Source organism: Hymenobacter sp. UYP22 (assembly GCF_040547285.1).
Taxonomy (GTDB): domain Bacteria; phylum Bacteroidota; class Bacteroidia; order Cytophagales; family Hymenobacteraceae; genus Hymenobacter.
Genome location: NZ_JBEPPK010000004.1, coordinates 65,022 through 83,275, shown reverse-complemented (window position 1 = coordinate 83,275; position 18,254 = coordinate 65,022). Strand labels below are relative to the sequence as shown.

Genomic DNA, 18,254 nt, shown 5'->3' with positions numbered 1-18,254 from the left:
ACGTGTATTTAGCGAACATTAGCAGCTCTGGACTCTTGATAATGCGCTCTTTCCTGCGCTTCTGGGGGCTGCTGGCGGTTTTGTGGCTGCTGGCTGGTGGCGTGCGGGCCCAGCAGCGGCCCGATGCGCCGCCCAGTACCCGCCGCTGCGTCTGGGTGCGCCTGGCCCCGGGCCGGGATACCACAGAGTTTGCCTTGCGTGATACGTTGACGGTAGTGCCTTCCTCGGTAAGCGTGGAGGGCCGTTCGGTGGCCTATGATGCCCGCTCGGACAATTACCGGCTGGTACTGCCCGGGCGACGAGTACCCAGCCCGGAGCCCGGCCGCCCTGATTTGGTGCTGGCCAGTGGGCCCGATTCGGTGCTGGTGTGCTACAGGGTGCTGCCCCTGCAGCTCTCGGCGGCGCGCTACCTGCGGCCCCGCCAGCTTATGGACAGCCTGGAGTTCTTTCGGCGGCCTTCCTTTGGCACCGAGGACTTTGCGGTGAAGGAGCAGATTTTGAGTACGCCGGGCATCAACAAATCGGGCAACCTGTCGCGGGGCGTGTCATTTGGCAATGCCCAGAATGTCTTCGTCAACTCCTCCCTGAACCTGCAACTGGAAGGCCGGCTGACGGACCAAATCAACCTCACGGCGGCCATCAGTGACCAGAACGTGCCCTTCCAGCCCGAGGGCAACACCCAGCAGCTCCAGGAGTTCGACCGGATTTACATCACTCTTACCCACCCGCGCTGGAACCTGACGGCCGGGGACGTGGTACTGCGCAACAAGCCCGATTACTTCCTGCGCTACTACAAAAACATTCAGGGTGGGGCTCTGGAAACCAACTTCGGTCGGGTGCCAGTGGGCGGCTTTGGCGGCGGAATTGGGCCAGGCGCGGCCACGCCCCAGCTGTTTCAGTACCCCAACACGGCGGGCACCAGCACGGGCACCTTCGTGACGGCTCCACCCACCGTGCCAGTGCCGGCCGGCTCGGGGCAGGTGCAGAATGGCACGGCCGCCGCGCCCACCAGCGCCACGCCCAACGGGGTAGGCCCGAACGGGCTAAGCCAGTCCGTTACCACGCGTACTGGCCGCCGCAACGGGCCGTTGCTGTCCACCAAAACCGGGGAGGCATTTGCCACTACCTCGGTGGCGGCGGGCGTGGCCAAGGGGAAGTTTGCCAGCCTGGACATTGCACCGCTGGAAAACGTGCAGGGCCCTTACCGCCTGCGCGGGCCTAACGGGGAGCAGTTCATCATCATTCTGGCCAACTCCGAGCGGGTGTACCTGGACGGGCGGCTGCTGGTGCGGGGCTTTGATTTCGACTACATCATCGACTACAACCAAGCCGAGCTGACGTTTTCGCCCCGCCACCTGATTACCAGCAACTCCCGCATCAAGGTTGATTTTGAGTACTCCGACTTCAACTACACCCGCTCCCTGGTGCAGGCGAGCCACTACCAGCAACTCGGCCGCCTGCAGGTGCACGCCAACTTCTACCGCGAAGCCGACAACCCCGATAACTCGCCCAACCTCACCCTCGACGACTCCACCAAAGCCCGTCTGCGCCGCCTGCGCGGCAACGTGAGCCTGGCCCAACTGCCCGGCGCCGACTCGGCCCGCTACGACCGAAACCAGATTCAGTACAGCCGAACCGTGCAGACGGACCCCACAACGGGCCAGCAGGTGCCGGTGTTCGTATTCCCGCTGCGCGACACGCTCCAGGGAGCCTACACGGTGCGCTTTACCAATGTAGGTACCAGCCAGGGCAGTTACCGCATCAGCACGCAGTATGGTTCGGCCAACGGGCGGGTGTACGAGTTTGTAGGCCAGGGGCGCGGCGACTATACGCCCCTGCGTCTGCTGCCCACGCCCCTGCAGAAGCAACTGATGACGGTGGGCACCAGCTACCAGGTTGATTCGACGGCGACGGTATTCGTGGATTTGGCTGCCTCCGACCTGGATTTGAACCGGTTTTCGCCGGAAGCCGTGCAGGGCCGTGCCCTGCGGGTAGGCTACGCCGTGCAGGATAAGCCGGTGCGCCTGCCGGGGCTCACCGGCTATAAGCTGCGTAGTGCCCTCGACTACGAGTATACCAGCCACCAGTTTGCGCCCATTGATAGGTACCGCGACATTGAGTTCGACCGCAACTGGAGTACCGATAATACCCTCCTTACCAACAACCAGCGCCCTCGCGAGGAGAACATCCTGAATGCGGCCGTGGGGCTGGTGAAGGATGCCGATAACGCCATCGGCTACCGGCTGAGCCGACGCTACCGGGCCGGGGAGGTGAATGGGGTGCAGCACTGGCTGGATGCGGCCCGGCAGCTGGGGCCGGTGCAGCTGCGCGGCAACCTGTTTCTGCTGAACTCGGAGGCCGGCCGGCGGGAGTCTCGGTGGGCGCGGGGCGAGGCGGCGGCGCGCTACGTGGCCGGCCCGGTAGTGCCCGGCTACGTGTACCGCTTCGATAAAAACCGCGTAGCCCGCGCCGCTGGCGACTCGCTTACCTCGGCCAACTACTACGATGAGCACGCCCTGTTCGTGCAGAGCCGCGACTCAGCCCGCACCCGCTTCCGGCTGGATTACAGCTACCGCCGCGACCAGACGCCTAACCCCGAGCAAAACGCTTTACGTGAGCGGGGGCGGGCCCAAACCTGGCAGGGTACCTTCGCCTCCCGCCTCAGCCCCAACCAGGACCTAAACATTCTGGCGACCTACCGCGACCTGGCCGTGCGTGACTCGGCCCGGCAGCGCACGGTGCTGGGCAAGCTCGATTATAACGCCAGCTTTCTGCAGAATGTGTTTCGCTCGGAGCTGAGCTACGCCGTGGCTACCGGCCGGGAAGCTAAGCGCGACTACACGTTTCTGAGCGTGCCCGCCGGGCAGGGCACCCACTACTGGGACGATTTGGACGGGGACGGACAGCAGGAGCGCAACGAGTTTTTTGAGGCCCAGACGCCTGATGCTCAGTACCGCACCTACATCAAGCTGTTTTTGCCCACCGATGTGTACGTGCCCGCCTTCAGCAACCGTTTCAGCTACCGCCTTACCACCACGGCCCCGCGCAGCTGGCGGGAGCAGCCGGGCTGGCGGGGCTTGGCCAGCCGCTTCTCCACCCTCACCACCGTTACCCTGGACCGGCGCTCAACGGATAACTCCCTGTCTTCGCGCCTGAACCCGTTTGCCTTCCAGACGGCCGACTCGCTGCTGCTGAGCCTGAACAAGCTGCTGCGCAATACGCTCTACTTCAACCGCTCCAACCCCATCTTCGGGGCCGAATTCACGGTGCAGCAAACCCAGCAAAAGGTGCTACTTACCCAGGGCTCCGACACGCGCAACCTCGCCAGCCAGAGCGTGCTGCTGCGCCGCACCCTGGCCCAATCGTTCACGGGGCGCTTCACGGCCACGCGCGGCATCCGCGAAAACCTGTCAAATTTTCTGCCGGAGCGCAACTTCCGGGTACTGCAGCTGGAGCTGGCCCCCGAGCTGAGTTATCAGCCCAACCAGGTACTGCGCCTAACCACCAGCTACCTGCGCACCACCAAGCAGAACACCGCCGGCCCCGATGGTGATACCAGCGGCACATTTGATGACGTGGGCCTCGAAACCCGGGTTAGCCAAGTGGGCAAACGCACACTTTCGGCTACCACGCGCTTTGTCCGGGTAGGTTTTCGGGGCAACCAGGCCAGCCTGGTGGGGCTGGAAATCCTGAATGCCCTGCGCCCCGGCAGCAACTTCACCTGGAATCTCAACCTGGAGCAGCGCCTGAGCAACGGCCTCAACGTCACGCTGGCCTACGACGGCCGCAAGCCTAACGGCCTCAGTCCCGTGCACACCGGCCGCATGCAGGTGGCGGTACTGTTTTAGGGTGAAGGCAGAACGTCATCCTGAACTTGCGAAGGACCTTATTAGGTTAGCACGAGCCGTAACAACGACTTTTGCTGATGTGGGAAGGTCCTTCGCAAGCTCAGGATGACAGGTTATTCCTGTTGCTTGCCTGTCACTATTTACCTCATCACCCCATTACTTCGCTTCTACCAAACGGCGCAAGTGGGGCAGTACGGCCAACTCGGTCTGACCGGCCGGGGCTTTCAGGGCGTCCAGCTGCTTCAAAGCCGCCGCCTGCCAGGCCGGCGTGGGCGTCTGGCCCTTTTCCAGCATTGCCAGGCGTTCCTGAGCCAGGGTGGCGGCGGTTTTCAGGGTAGTAGAAAGCGGGGCGTACTCCTTCAGCAGCGGATTTTGCTGCAGCGTCGGTTGTACCAGCGCATCATTGTTCTGCCAAAGCTGTAGCTGCTCCTGCAAGGCGTTCAGCTGCTGCCTGCCGCCGGCGTCGCGGAAGCGGGTGGCGGTGGGGGCAGTCCGGTTATAAGCCAGCAGCTTATCCACAGCCGCGCCAAACTCCCGGGCCACGTCCGATTCGGCGGGGGCGGCATCTACGAGGCGGTTGAGGGGTGTTAAGGTACTGTATTTGAATCCCTGGAAATGGCGCTTGTATTCCTTCACTGGCTCCAGCACCTGGGCCAGCGTGCGCAGGGGCAGAACCGCCGCCGGACTACCGGCCAGTTGCTGCAGGAGCTGGGCTGGTGCTTTGCGGTGCTGCAGGCCCAGGGTTTCCAGTTGGGGGCTGAGTAGGGCCAGGCGGCGGTACATATCGGGCACGTCGCGCACTTGGGCGGGGGTCCAGAGGCGCTCAGCCACGGCGGCAGCCCGGGGCCAGATGCGGGAATCCACGATAATGGAATCGGCAAACTCAGCCCACATGGTAGCCTCGCCACCCAGAATCAGCTTTTGCTGCTCAGGTGTAAGGGGCGCATCCTGTGGTAGCGGATCTGGCAGGTAATGGGAGGCGGCCGTTAAGTTCAGGTCAATGTAGTAGCCGTTGGACAGAATAGCCTGGTGCCCGGCTTTGGCCGCGTCATACAGTCCCTTCTTGCCCCGCCAGCTCTGAATAACGGCTTCGGCTGGCAGGCCCGGCCCCAGAATTTCGTCCCAACCCACCATGCGCTTCTGGTATTTCGTCACCATAGCCAGTACTCGCCGGTTGAAGGCCGTCTGCAGAGCGTGCTTATCAGGCAGACCTTTTTCCGTGACGTAGCCCTGCTGCTTCATGTAGGCCGCAATGCGCGGGTTGCGCCGCCACTGCCGGCCGTCATTTTCGTCGCCGCCTACGTGGAAGTAGGGGTCGGGGAATAAAGGCGTCACCTCACTCAGCAATGAGTCGATGAAGCTGTAGGTAGTTTCCCGGGTGGGGTCCATGGCAATGTTGAGCACGCCCCACCGCGTAGCCACGCCGTAGGTGGAGTCGTTGGAGGCCAGGCGCGGGTAGGCGGCTAGCCAGGAAGTGGCGTGGCCCGGCATATCGAGCTCCGGCACCACCCGAATACCGCGCCGCCCAGCGTAGCGCACCACCTCCCGAATCTGCTGCTGCGTGTAGTACTGCCCCTGCCCGCCCACTAGGTGCAGGCGCGGAAACAGCTTGCTCTCCACCCGGAAGCCTTGGTCGTCGGAGAGGTGCCAGTGCAGCACGTTGAGCTTGGTGGCCCACATGCCATCCAGGTTGCGCTTGATAACGGACAGGGGCATAAAATGGCGGGCCCCATCTAGCAACAGCCCCCGCCACGGAAAGCGGGGCGCGTCCATCACGTCCACTTCGGGCAGCGTAGAGCCGCCTGACTTGGTGGGAGATGCCAGCTCCCGCAGCGTAGCCAATCCGCGCAAAATGCCCAGGTGCGTGGGTGCGTTCAGCGCCACACCCATGGGCGTTACCCGCAACGTATACGATTCATCCTCGCCCACCGTGAGCAGGCTGCCGGGGCGACCGTACTGCAGCACCAGCGCCGCCGTGGGCAGGGGCGAAGTCCGCCGACGGGATACAGTCTTGGTCCGGCCCGGCAGCAACACCGGCAGCACCAGCCGCTCCACGGCCTCCGCCACGGCCGAGTCGGTGGCTTGGCTGGCGGCAGTTTGGGTGGGCGTAAATACCTGCCAGGTAAAATCAGACTTTATTGTAAAGCGGCTGTTACCCCAGTTGGCCTGCACCGGTGCTGGCAGCAACATCCGGGAATCGGGTGGGGCCGGCTGGGCGTAAACCGGGGCTGACAGCAGCAGGGCGAATACAGAAAGGAGGAAGCGCATGGGCAGGAAAGGCAAGTAAGGCGGTACGACGAAGGTAGCAAGCCCCGGGCCAGAAGCGGCAACTACCCGTGTCAGCGCATGACCCTGAATGATAAAGGCACTGTAACCGTCTGCCATTGCGAGCAGCGCGAAGTAGTCCTGCCTTTTTTCGGTGCGAAGTCCTGAGAAAAGGAAAGCCCCTGATACCAGCGTGGGTATCAGGGGCTTTTGAAGAGGCTGAAGTTAGGCGCTATGAGAAGGGTAGGTTGCTTCGGCTACCACCTCGCAGTAACAAGTAGCCTCAAATCAGGCCCCGGGCCTTAAATTCCAAGTATTTGTTGATGGTATTGACCGTCAGGTTCTGAGGAGCGGTGAGCAGGGCATGGATGCCGTAGCGGTTCAGCTCCCGCACAATCTGCCGTTTCTCCTGGGCAAATTTCTCGGCTACCGTCTGGTTGTACACATCCTGGGTGGTAGCGGTGGGACCATCGAGGTAGGAGCGCAACTCGGTATTTTCGAAGAATACCACCAGCAGCAGGTGGTCTTTGGCCATGCGGCGCAGGTAGGGCAGCTGCCGCTGCATGCCGTGCAGGGTTTCAAAGTTGGTGAACAAAATCAGCAGGCTGCGCTGGCGAATGTGGCTGCGCACCGAAATGTAGAGACGCTCGTAGTCCGTTTCGAGGTACTTGGTTTTCTGGCGGTACAGCACCTCGATCAGCTTGCGCAGGTGGCCGCTGCGCCGGTCGGCGGGCAGCATGGCCCCGGGCTGGTGCGAGAAGGTGAACAGCCCGGCTTTATCGTGCTTGAGCAAGGCAATGTTGCTAACCACCAGCGTGGCGTTGATGGCGTAGTCCAGCAAACTCAGCCCCTCGAACGGCATGCGCATCACCCGGCCCTTATCAATGAGGCAGTACACCTGCTGGGCGCGCTCATCCTGGTAGTGGTTGACCACCAGGGTATCGGCCGCGCCCGGCGTACCGGCCCGGCGGGCGGTGGCCTTCCAGTTGATGTTGCGCGGGTCGTCGCCGGTTACGTAGGGCCGAATCTGCTCAAACTCCATACTGTGCCCCACCCGCCGGATACGCTTCACGCCCACTTCGGTGAGGCGGTTATGAATGGCCAACAGCTCATACTGCCGCATCTGCAGAAACGAGGGGTACACCGGCACCACCCGGCTGTCATCAAACCGGAAGCGCCGCCGCACCAGCCCCAGCGGGGAAGCCACGTACACGTTCACCGCCCCAAACTCATATTCGCCCCGTTTGGTAGGCCGCAGCTGGTAGCGAATAATGCCGGTTTCGCCGGGCCGAATGCCAGTCTTGAATAGCACGTCGCGCCGCTGAAACTGGTGGGGTACTTCGTCAATCGTCTCGGTTTGTACCGGAAAGCGGTACAGGTTTTCGAGGTAGATGGCAATGTCGTTGTCTGAGCCATTGGCCAGCTTGTCGCCCATCACCCGCCGCCCGAATACGCTGCCGCCGCCCGCGTACAGCAGCACCACATCCACTACCGTAAGGCCCAGCCCCAGGCCCAGCGCCAGCAGCACCGGCGTAAGCCAGCCCGGCAGGAAAAACGCTACCACCAGCCCTACAATCAGGGCCGTAGTGAGCAGGAAAAAGCGGGAGGTAAGGAAGAAGGATTTCAAGAGGGAAGGACTAGTAAACGTCGTGCTGAGCTTGCCGAAGCATCTCTACCGAGGGTAATCAATGCGCATTGTACCGAATCCGCCGAAGCAGCATAGATGCTTCGGCAAGCTCAGGATGACGTGCAAGTAGATACGTGATACACTCTACCGGGGCACCTCAATCTGCTGCAGAATCTGCTTTACTACATCATCTGGCGTGCCGCCTTCCATTTCGCGCTCCGGCGTGAGCTGAATGCGGTGGCGCAGTACCATGGGAGCCAGATACTGAATGTTCTCGGGCGTAACGAAGTCGCGGCCACGCAGGGCGGCCAGGGCTTTGGCGCCATTGAGCAGGGCCAGCGAGGCCCGGGGCGAAGCGCCCAGGTACAGGCCCTTATGGGCGCGCGTCTGGCCGACCAGGCGGGCAATATATTCCAGTAGCTTAGGCTCTACGTGCTGACGGCGCACCTGCTCCCGCAGCCGCTGCAAATCCTCGGCCGACACTACGGCGCGCACTGCATCCAGCGGGGTACCGCCAAAGCCGGCGTGGTGACCCTGCAGAATGGCAATTTCTTCCTCCACCGTGGGGTAACCCACATTCAGCTTGAACAGAAAACGGTCTAGCTGGGCTTCGGGTAGGCGGTAGGTGCCTTCCTGCTCCACCGGGTTTTGCGTGGCCAATACTACGAAGGGCGCGGGCATGGCGTAGCGGGTGCCATCCTGGGTTATCTGCCGCTCCTCCATTACCTCAAACAGCGCCGACTGCGTTTTGGCCGGAGCCCGGTTGATTTCATCAATCAGCACTACGCTGGCGAAGATGGGACCGGGTCGGAATTCAAATTCGCCCTGTTGGGGCCGGAACACGGAGGTGCCCAGTACATCGGAGGGCATCAGGTCGGGGGTAAACTGCAGGCGGCTAAACGGCACACTCAGGGTGCGGGCCAGCAGTTTAGCCGTGAGGGTTTTGGCCACGCCCGGCACACCTTCCAGCAGCACGTGGCCGTCGGCAAGCAGGGCCACCAGTAGCAATTCGGCCAGGGCCTGCTGGCCCACAATCACCTTGCCCAACTCCTGCCGAATGGCGTCGGCGTGGCGGCTGAGGTGGCTGAGGTCGGTGCGCGGGGCAAAAGAATCGGTAGCAGTAGTAGCTTCGGGCGCTAGCGGTGGTTGAGAAGAAGCCGGATCAGTGGCGGAAGGAAACGAGGAATCCATGTTGGGAAGTGGTGAAATGACGAAAGTTGAGCTATGATATAATTACATTTGATAAAATGTATATTGGCTGCAATTACGCTTATTATGATCAATACGCTGAGCAACGGAATAATTATATAACGGAATAAGACAGTTTAAAAGATAAGTACAATTCTAAGCTGCTGCCTGCCGGAAGGTGTTGATAGCCTTGTTGAGAGCCAGCAACTCGGCATCAGAAACCTGCCGGGCTGTGAGTACAAAGTTGAGGCGGCGGCTCAGTGCGTCGATATCGGCGCGTGGAATACCGGTCTTCTGGGCCAGTCGCTCCCGGGTATCAGCTTCGCCTAAATCAAGGCTGGGCTCGTGGTAGCGGGTGCGCAGGTGCTCCAGAAACAGCCCGATTTTCTTTTCGGCAATGAGCTGGTGGTTGCGGTCTTGACGGTAGAGGCCGGCCACGGTGCGCGTAAAGAGTAGGGTGGTATTAGGCAAGGGCTTGAGTACCGGAATAACGCGCTGCCGCCGCCGGGCCTCGAAGACCACAAACAACACCGCCGCCAGCAGCGTGAGGTAGGTGGCGTAGCGCAGGGCATCGTGGTCCATGAGCACCCGCAGCAACGACTGTTCCCCGCGCCGCCCCTGTTTCTGGTACTCATCCCACCACACGGGCCGACCAGTGGGCAGGTAGGAGAGGGCCGCGAAGGCAAAATTGCCGGTGCGGGGCTGCAGCACGAAATAATTGCTGAACGCCAGCGGCACCGAGCAAACATAGACGTGGCCTCGCCCGTGCGGAACCCGCAGCAGCACTGTGCGGCCCTGCTCATCAGTGGCCAAGGAGGTAGCTTTGGCCGGCAAATTGGGGCGGGCCAGCAGTCGGGCAGTCAGGGCCTGCGCGGGCAGGCGGAACGAAGCGCCGGCCTGGCGGGCCAGCCCTGGGTTGCGGAGCCGCAGCTGTACGGAGTCCTGCAGCAGGCTGCGGGAGCCATTGGGGTTGGTTCTCAGGGGCGGAAAAATTGGGCGGACGGCAAAGCCCAGGGTGTCGGCGAAGAAGTAATTGAACTCATTGGCTGCCACCAGTACGTCGTTGCCGCGGGCTACGTGGCGCAGTAAGGAGCGGCAATCCAGACGGCTCAGCTCAAAGCTGGGGGCCACAAAGAGGTAGGTGGCCGGCGTGAAATCTCCGGCTTCGAGGCCCGCTGCGTAGTCCGCATCATCGTCAGCTTCCGCACCATCTTCAGTTGGGAGCCGGCTAGAAGTAGCTTCGGAGCCGGTCTGCACGGAGTCGGTGGCCCAATCAGTAGAGGCCGTTTGAGCAGAGTCGGCAACTGGTGCGTTTTCTGTTGCGTCGTCCCGGCCCGCCAGGTTTTCTGACCTCGCCTTGTCCTCATCTACCCCCTCAATCTGGCTATAGATGGGCACCCGAATGGGCTGCACCTGGTTGCGGGAAGCACCTAGCAAATCGGGCAGCTCCTGAAACAGGACGTAGGTGCCGTACGGAATCTTATCGTTGTTTTGAAGAGTGGGGCGCCAGTCGAGGGGTTTAGGGCGGTAATACTCCACGGCTACGTAAGCCCCCAACAGCAGCGCCAGCCCCACCAAATACCACCGAAACGTTGTCATGTAATAACTGAGTTAAGCAGCTTGGCGAGTGGAGGAAAGGCGGCGCTGAAACGCTTGGCGGGTAGTGCGGGCCCGCTCGTAGTCAGCTGCCGAGAGGTCGTCCTGCTCTCCGTACCACACGTACTCAAACTGGCGCGTAAGCTCCCGGAATGCCTCCGGCAGCGGCCCGACCGGCAGTTCATAGAGGTAGTCGTGGTTGGTTTTGTCGGGCTGCCAGCGGATGAGGCCCTGGTCGGAAAGCTGCCGTAGCACCTGCAGGTAGCCCAGCCGTACGGCCAGGCGGTAGTTGTTCTCGCCTTCGGCCTGGGCCAGCAGCGCGTCAATATTCAGCGTGTTCAGGTCTTCGGTTTCGGTATCGTAGCTCAGGCCGGCCGGGCGCGGGGCGCGGCCGAAAGCCCGGGTCAGGTCTACTTGCATGAGCTTGAGCACGGCAAATACCAGGGCTGCCACCATTAGGGCGTAGATACCATACTTCCAGGTAAAGTGCCCGGCGGGCGTATCCAGCACCTCGGCCAGCCACCGCCAGAAAGGGCCCAAAAACGACCAGGATTCACTGTTCTCACTTTTGCCCTCCACGTACCGAAAATCCCGCTGCCCCCGCAGGTCGCGTAGGTGCTCCTCGGAGGGGCGACGCAGGCGCGGAGCCGGGGCCGCATCGGCGGGTATCAGGCGGTTTAGCGCCCGGCCCTCAACCTGTTGCTGCTGAAGTGTGCTGTCGGGGGCCTGACCGTAGGAGGGCAGCGCGGCGCTTAGCCACACCAGGGCCAGGGCAGCGCAACCGTAGCGGCGCACTAGTTGAAAACGGATAGGAACAGACACGCGCGGGAGGCAATAAACAACGGAATACGGAAGACGTAGCTGACGGGCCGGCTAGTACTCACCTTCGTCATCGGGCCGCAGGTGCTGGTTGGCTACCGTGGGAGCCGGGGCGTTGCCCAACGACATTACCTGCATCCGGAGGCCATACCCTTCCTTGCGCTCTACCAGGTTGAAGTACTGAAACGCTATAGCCACCATCAGTATCGAGTACAGCAGCTGATGCCCAGCCGCCGCCACAATCCCACTCACAATCATGAGCAGATCCGACGATAGAAAGTCCCAGTGCAGGGCTTTGCCGAAAATGGCCAGGTATTGCGGAACCTGAAATATGGCCCCCATCATCCCAATAATAATACTCACTACTATCGTGAGGCCAAACGTAGACCACCACTTGCCGCTGATAAGGTTCATACTGCGCCGTAAGCTGTAGCCAACACCGCCCTCTTCCAGTACCTGAATTGCCCAAACCAAGCTCAATGCAACCCCCAGATAGATACCCGGAATCAGCAAAAACATGCTGGCAACCACGACGATGAGAATGGTCACCACGCTGCTGAGCAGCAACATGGGCGAGTAACGAGTCACATACTGCCACACTTGGCCAGGAGTAATAATTTGCTCGGCTGGGGTATCCAGGCGGGCCCGCAGGTAGCCGTAAACAGTGGAGCCCAGCAGAATATAGCCGATGAGGGAAGCCACCAGCCCCAGCCAGTAAGCCGGCCCCATGTACGACAAGGTGGAGAACCGGCCGCTACCAAGCATAAGAGGCAAGCTACTACCGCTGAACATCTGTGTTTGGGAAAAGCCCATACCCAAGCCGGTAAGCACTGCTGCCGGCAGCACAAAGTATAGCAGGCACTTGCCCAGCGGTTTCCAGTGAGCGGCCAGAAACTCAAACGTGGCCCCAATCTTCTGTCCAAAGTCCCGCTCCTGCCGGAACTCGGCTTCCTGGGTAAATTTCTGCTGCATATAGCTGAATAAAGAAAAGACGAGAGAAAACTTAGCGGCGGGCGGCCAACCGGCGCGGATACACTACAAAGTACCAGATGATGAAGGCGGCCGACAACCCGATAATCAGCAGGCTTAGCCACATGGGCATTTCGGTGTGGCGCGTGACAAAGCCTTCCAGAAAGCCGGCCACCACGAAGATGGGTACGAGGCCAATAGCCAGCTTCAGCCCGTCGCGGGCAGCCTCACGGAAGGCGTGAGCCCGGGTGTAAGTGCCTGGGAATAGCATGCCCCGCGCCATTACCAGGCTGGCCCCGCCCGCCAGCACAATGGCCGATATTTCCAGGGTGCCATGAATCCAGATGGTGAGCAGGGAAGGCAGCAGTACGCCTTTCTGGTAGAAGAAATACTGGAAGGAGCCCAGCATAATACCATTGCGAAACAGCGCCCAGATAGTGCCCAGTCCGGCCGTGGCACCCAGGGCAAAAGTCATCAGGGCCACGTAGATGTTGTTGGCCGTAATACCCAGGAACATCAGCGTTTCGTTGTGGCGTTTGTACACGGCCATTGGGTCGCCCTTCTCGATATTCTCCAGCGTCTGGTTTACGTAAGCATCCCCCAGCACCACGCGCACAAACGACTCATCATAGGCCGCCGACAGGGCTCCAATGGCCGTGAACAGCGCGAAGAGGAGCAGGGCACTAGCTAGGGTGCGGTGATGCTGCGCCACCAGCAGCGGCAGCTCCTGAGCCCAGAACTGGCGGAACCGCCCCGTCGACTCGGGCTTGTTTTTGTACAGCGCCTGGTGCTGGCGGGCGGTTAGGTCGTTGAGGTACTGGGTGGTGGGGGAGCCGGGGTAAAACGTTTGGGCGTAGGCCAGGTCATCGGTGAGGGCTATGAAGCGGGCGGCCAGCTCCTCGGGGCCCGTGGTCTGCTGCTCATACTCTTTCCACCGGGCTTCGTTCTGACGCAGAAAAACGGCTTCGCGCATAATCCTGTTACTTTCTAATAAGCAGGCTGGGGGCAGCCGGATAAAAATTGACGAGCGGCAGATTCGGGGGTTTGCCGGTCAGCCTGTAATTTGCACAGCGGGCCGGCCCTGCGAAGATTGGGAAAATTTCCGTTTCGGCCCGCATGTTTTCTGTTTCTATTGTTTGTCGTCGTCAGTATGAGCACCATCCGCATTCAAACTACCCAAAACGTCAGCCTGGAGTATGAGGTAGCCAGCGTGGGCGACCGGGCCCTGGCTGCCATCATCGACAACATTATTCTGTTTGCCTGGATAGGCGTGGTAGTTGGCTTAACCGTCTACTCCGAAGCCTCAGAGCTGGTGATGGGCAGTATTGTCATAATTCTGTGCGGCATCCCTTACGTGTTCTACAATCTGGCGAGTGAGATATTGTTCAATGGGCAAAGCATCGGCAAAAAGGCCCGGGATATAAAGGTGGTGCGCCTGGATGGCACCCCGCCCCGCTTCGGCGACTACCTCATCCGCTGGCTGCTGCGCATCGTGGATACGGTCATGTTTAGCGGGTTGGTGGCACTGGTAGTTGTGCTGGCTAATGGGCGCGGGCAGCGCACCGGGGATATTGCGGCGGGTACGGCCGTGGTGCGTGTGCGGGCTCGGCAGGCCGGGGGCGTGCTGGCCCCCTCGTTTACGGAGCCTGGCTACGTGGTGGTGTTCCCGGAGGCGGCCAACCTCGCCGACCACGATGTAGCCACCGTGCGGCAACTACTGCACAAAGCTTCCGCCTCCGAAAACTACGTGCTGCTTAATGAGCTGGCAACCAAAGTCAAAGACCTCACTGGTATCCGCACCGATTTGCCCGATGAAGCCTTCCTGCGCACTGTGCTCCGCGACCATGCCCACCTGGCCGCTCAGGAGAGTCCTCATGCTTAACGGATGAAACTTTACAGCGAAAAAGGCCTGCCCCGAAACGGAGCAGGCCTTTTTTTTACGTATATCACCGAAGTGCAATACCGGATTACTCCAGCATCAGGCGCTGAATACCGGCATTCTCACCATCTACCGTCAGACGTAGGAAGTACACGCCAGCGCGGGCTGCGGTAGGCTTCCAGGGCATTTGGTGCCCGCCGGCCGACAAGGTGCCCATGGCGCGGTGCTCAACAGTGCGGCCCAGGGCATCGGTCAGCGTCAGCTCGGCCTGGCCGGCGCGGGGCAGGCGGAAGCTTACTTGGGCCTGGTCGGTAACGGGGTTGGGGTAGAGGCTGAAGCCAGTAGCTACGGCTGGCTGCCGAGTACCAGTAGTTACGCCTGCTGCACCAGCAATGGCAATATCCCGCACCGTAATTCCATTCCCGATTAGGGCCGGGGAGGTGGCGGCACCGGTAGTCAGGTTCAGGGAGTACAGGCTGGAGTTGGCCGAAGTACCCGTGGTGGCAGTCAGGTAAGCCGTGTTGGTACCAGCGGCGGGGCTGAAAATGTCGATATCCACGTTCTGGCCGGCCGTAACCGTTACGCCCGAGGCGCCTACCGTGTTAAGCGTACCGTTGTTTGGGGGGTTCTGGGTAACCAGAATGTTGAGCGCCTCATCATACCCGTACAGGGTAGTGGTGCGGGTAGCATCAGCGGGGCCGCCGTAGCTGTTGGTGTAGGCAACTGAGCCTAGTGCCGGAGTAGCAGCCGTGTTGGCATCGGCGGTGGCGTACGCAATGGTACCATCCACGGTAGGAGCAGCAGTACCGTCGTTCGGGTTAATCCGGAAATTAGCACGGTTCACGCCCACAATCCGGATCCGGTCAACGGTCGGGTTGAAGTCGAAGCCAATGCTGCCAGTACCCAGCGGCAGGGCCAGCACGTTGCTTACCGAAGTAGCAACCCCGGTAGTGGCATTAATGGTGTAAAGCTGACCGGTTTGGTCGGTGGCATTGTAGCCCAGGGCATACAGCGCATTGTTGAGCGGGCGCACATCCATGCCCACAATGGTTTGGGTAGTTGGTACTCCCGTAATACCCACGGAGGTCCGAATCAGGCTAGGCTGGGCCGTGTCGAAGGTAAGCAGGTTGGTGCCCGCCAGCGCGTAGGCCAGGTTGCCCGTAACGGCCGGCAGCGTGGCCGGGCGCGTAATCTGGAAGGCAATATCCGTTACGGCTACAAAAGCTCCGGTACCGATGTTGCCCACCTGCGTGGTAGTCCCGTTTGCCAGGTTTACCGTGTACAGCGTAGTGGTAGCGGCGGTAAGGCCGGTAGGCGTAGCTACCGACAGGTAAGCCGTGTTGGTGCCGGTAGTGGGGTTGAAGTAAATGTCCAGATCAGAAGCCTGGAGGGCGCCATTCACGCTTACGCCCAGCGTACCAATGCTGTTCAGCGTTCCATCATTCGGCGGAATCTGGCTTACCAGGCGGTTGTTGGCTTCGTCGAGGTTGTAGAGCGTGGTGCCCGTAGCTCCAATGTAGCTGTTGGTGTAGGCTGAGGAGCCCACGCCCGGGGTCTGCGCTGCGTTAGCGTCAGTGGTAGCGTAGGTCAGGGTACCGTCGGTGGCGGCCAGGGCCCCGTTGTTGGGATTCAGGCGGAAGTTCTTACGGTTATCGGCCGTCACCCGAATGCGGTCCACGGTGGGGTTGAAGTCGAAGCCGATGCGCAGGATGTTGGTACCCAGGTCCAGAGTGAGGGCGCTGCCTACGGGCGTAACAATACCAGTAGTGCGGTTGATGGTGTACAGTTGCGCCTGAGTGTTGCTGGAGTTGTAGCCCAGGGCAAACAGCTCACCCGTGTTCGGCCGGAAATCAATACCGACAATGGCCTGGCCGGCCGTGAAACCGGTAATGGCCACGGTGGAGGTTAGGGTACCTGGAGTGGCGGCATCGAATGAAACCAAGCTCACTACGGCCGGCGAAGCAGTGCTGGATAGGCCGTATACCGTTTGGGCGGAGGCGGAGGAAAAACCGAGCAAACCCAGTGCGCCCAGCAGCAGGCCGCCCCGTTGGAAGGCCTTGCGGCGAGTAGAAAATGTAGACATGAAAAGGGTAGTAGAGTTGGTGAATGAATGAACTGGTTAATGGTATGCCCATAGCAGGCGTTTCAGATACGAGCTCTTCTATGAATTTGGCTTGCTCTATATTGATATTTAATTGATTTTTAATCTAAAGGGTCTCAAAAGGTGCTTTTTGCGGGCGAAATGCCAAAAACGTGTACCTACAACATATACCAAAACGGCCCGTCAGGTTTAACCTGACGGGCCGTTTCTGAAAAGAAGTTGCGCTGGTATGGTCTTACCCAGCCGATACCGCTTTGCGGCGGCTAGCTGTTTTAGGCGCACGCTCCTCGCCCTGGGCCAGGAGCTCGTCGTCGCGCTCCGTTTTCTTCGACCAGCTCAGCGAGTACAAATCCTTGCGCCGGTCGCGCAGGTTGCGCACGGCTCCGCTCGTGTTCAGGTCTTTCAGCAAGTCCAGGTCGAGGTCGGCAATGAGGGTCATCTCCGTGTTCGGCGTGGCCTCGGCCACAATGGCGTCGTGGGGAAACGCGAAGTCACTGGGGCTGAACACCGCCGACTGCGAATACTGGATGTCCATGTTCTCCACGCGCGGCAGGTTGCCCACCGAGCCGGTAATGGCTACGTAGCACTCGTTTTCGATGGCGCGGGCCTGGGCGCAGAGCCGTACGCGCTGGTACGCGTTTTTGGTATCCGTCCAGAAGGGCACGAACAGAATTTTCATGCCCTCATCCGACAGCATGCGCGAGAGTTCGGGGAACTCCACGTCGTAGCAGATCAGGATGCCGATTTTGCCAAAGTCCGTATCGAAAGTGCGCAGCTTGTCGCCGCCGCGCATGCCCCAATAGCTGGCCTCATCGGGCGTTACGTGCAGCTTATACTGCTCGTCCACGGTGCCGTCGCGGCGGCAGAGGTAGCTCACGTTGTACAGCTTGCCTTCCTCGTAAAGCGGCATGGATCCAGCAATAACGTTGATGTTGTAGCTCACGGCCAGCTCCATCATCTTGGTTTTGATGGGCTCGGTGAAGGCCGCCATGGAGCGGATGGCCACCGAGGGCGACTCCTCGTTGGTGAGGGCCATCATGGGGGCGTTAAAGAACTCCGGGAACAGTACGCAGTCGGCCTTGTAGCCTGACACAGTATCCACGAAGAACTCAATCTGCTGGAAAAAGTCCTCCAGATTCTTGGTAGCCCGCATCTGCCACTGCACAATGCCAATGCGCACGTTGGACTTCTGGTTGCCAATCAGCTTGTCAAATTCCTCATCGTAGTACACGTTAATCCACTCCAGCAGCGTGGCGTAGGCCTTACTTTCGGAGTCGTAGGGCAGGTACCCCCGAATGATTTTGCGGACGTAGAAGTCGTTGGAGAGCTGGAAGGTGAGGATGGGGTCAACCAGCTCCTTGTTGCGCACCATTTCTACGTACTTGGCGGGCGTCATTTCCTCAGCATACTGGTTGTAGCCGGGAATGCGGCCGCCGGCCACCATAGCGCGCAGGTTTAGGTTTTCGCACAGCTCCTTGCGGGCGTCATAGAGGCGGCGGCCCAGGCGCAGGCTGCGGTACTCAGGGTCCACGAACACGTCCACGCCATACAGCGTGTCGCCGTCGGCGTTGTGGGTGTCAAACTTGCCGTGGCCCGTGATTTTGGCGTAGGTGTGCCGGTCGCCGAAGTCGGAATACTGCACAATGATGGCCAGGGCCGCGGCCACTACCTGCCCATTGTCTTCGATGCAGATTTGGCCTTCCGGGAATTTCTTGAGCAGCGCGTTGTACTCTTCCTGCGACCAGGCGCCTTCCATGTTGGAGTACACCTTGTCCATGATTTCCTGCACTACTTTAAAATCGGAGCGTTTCAGGGCGCGCAACACCAGTTTGTGGGCTGGTACCGCCGTGGGCGTGAGGCGCTCGGTAGTAGTGGCACCGCCTTTTTTGGCGTGGCTGCCGCCCGTTTTGCCAGTGGAGTTCGTGGCCATATAAGTTCAGAGAATGAGAGTCGGGAGAAAGG

General features: G+C 60.6%; 11 protein-coding genes. 2 read left to right on the top strand and 9 right to left on the bottom strand.

The window, feature by feature from the left end; translation table 11 throughout:
• Positions 1 to 41 precede the first annotated feature (41 nt).
• Entirely contained in the window at positions 42 to 3,848 is a 3,807-nt protein-coding gene (locus ABIB60_RS08930; protein WP_354579271.1) for a DUF8818 domain-containing protein, read from the top strand.
• A 156-nt stretch (positions 3,849 to 4,004) separates the two neighbouring features.
• On the opposite strand, the gene ABIB60_RS08925 is transcribed toward ABIB60_RS08930, so the two are convergent.
• From ABIB60_RS08925 to ABIB60_RS08895, 7 genes are all read right to left on the bottom strand, one after another.
• Positions 4,005 to 6,116, bottom strand: coding sequence for a beta-N-acetylhexosaminidase (locus ABIB60_RS08925; protein WP_354579270.1), 2,112 nt, complete (start codon positions 6,114 to 6,116; stop codon positions 4,005 to 4,007).
• A gap of 280 nt (positions 6,117 to 6,396) precedes the next feature.
• Positions 6,397 to 7,740 (bottom strand): DUF58 domain-containing protein, encoded by a 1,344-nt coding sequence (locus ABIB60_RS08920; RefSeq protein WP_354579269.1) that lies wholly within the window; start codon positions 7,738 to 7,740, stop codon positions 6,397 to 6,399.
• Positions 7,741 to 7,884: 144 nt separating this feature from the next.
• A complete protein-coding gene (locus tag ABIB60_RS08915; protein ID WP_354579268.1) occupies positions 7,885 to 8,931 on the bottom strand; it encodes an AAA family ATPase in 1,047 nt (348 codons plus the stop codon).
• A gap of 153 nt (positions 8,932 to 9,084) precedes the next feature.
• Positions 9,085 to 10,527: a DUF4350 domain-containing protein gene (locus ABIB60_RS08910; protein ID WP_354579266.1), complete on the bottom strand. Its 1,443-nt coding sequence runs from the start codon at positions 10,525 to 10,527 to the stop codon at positions 9,085 to 9,087.
• 12 nt (positions 10,528 to 10,539) lie between these two features.
• Positions 10,540 to 11,346 carry a DUF4129 domain-containing protein gene (locus ABIB60_RS08905; RefSeq protein WP_354579264.1) on the bottom strand — a complete coding sequence of 269 codons (807 nt, stop codon included), beginning with the start codon at positions 11,344 to 11,346 and terminating at the stop codon, positions 10,540 to 10,542.
• Between the two features lie 51 nt (positions 11,347 to 11,397).
• Entirely contained in the window at positions 11,398 to 12,315 is a 918-nt protein-coding gene (locus tag ABIB60_RS08900; RefSeq protein WP_354579262.1) for a DUF7847 domain-containing protein, read from the bottom strand.
• Positions 12,316 to 12,346: 31 nt separating this feature from the next.
• Complete coding sequence (locus tag ABIB60_RS08895; protein WP_354579261.1) at positions 12,347 to 13,285, bottom strand: stage II sporulation protein M; 939 nt, start codon at positions 13,283 to 13,285, stop codon at positions 12,347 to 12,349.
• A 177-nt stretch (positions 13,286 to 13,462) separates the two neighbouring features.
• Here ABIB60_RS08895 and ABIB60_RS08890 point away from each other — a divergent pair, with 177 nt between their 5' ends.
• Positions 13,463 to 14,194 (top strand): DUF8484 domain-containing protein, encoded by a 732-nt coding sequence (locus tag ABIB60_RS08890; protein WP_354579259.1) that lies wholly within the window; start codon positions 13,463 to 13,465, stop codon positions 14,192 to 14,194.
• An 85-nt stretch (positions 14,195 to 14,279) separates the two neighbouring features.
• Here ABIB60_RS08890 and ABIB60_RS08885 read toward each other — a convergent pair whose 3' ends face one another.
• Both ABIB60_RS08885 and ABIB60_RS08880 read right to left on the bottom strand, forming a co-directional pair.
• Positions 14,280 to 16,274, bottom strand: coding sequence for a DUF4394 domain-containing protein (locus ABIB60_RS08885; RefSeq protein ID WP_354579257.1), 1,995 nt, complete (start codon positions 16,272 to 16,274; stop codon positions 14,280 to 14,282).
• Between the two features lie 253 nt (positions 16,275 to 16,527).
• Positions 16,528 to 18,069, bottom strand: coding sequence for a bifunctional GNAT family N-acetyltransferase/carbon-nitrogen hydrolase family protein (locus ABIB60_RS08880; protein WP_354579641.1), 1,542 nt, complete (start codon positions 18,067 to 18,069; stop codon positions 16,528 to 16,530).
• Between the last annotated feature and the right edge of the window lie 185 nt (positions 18,070 to 18,254).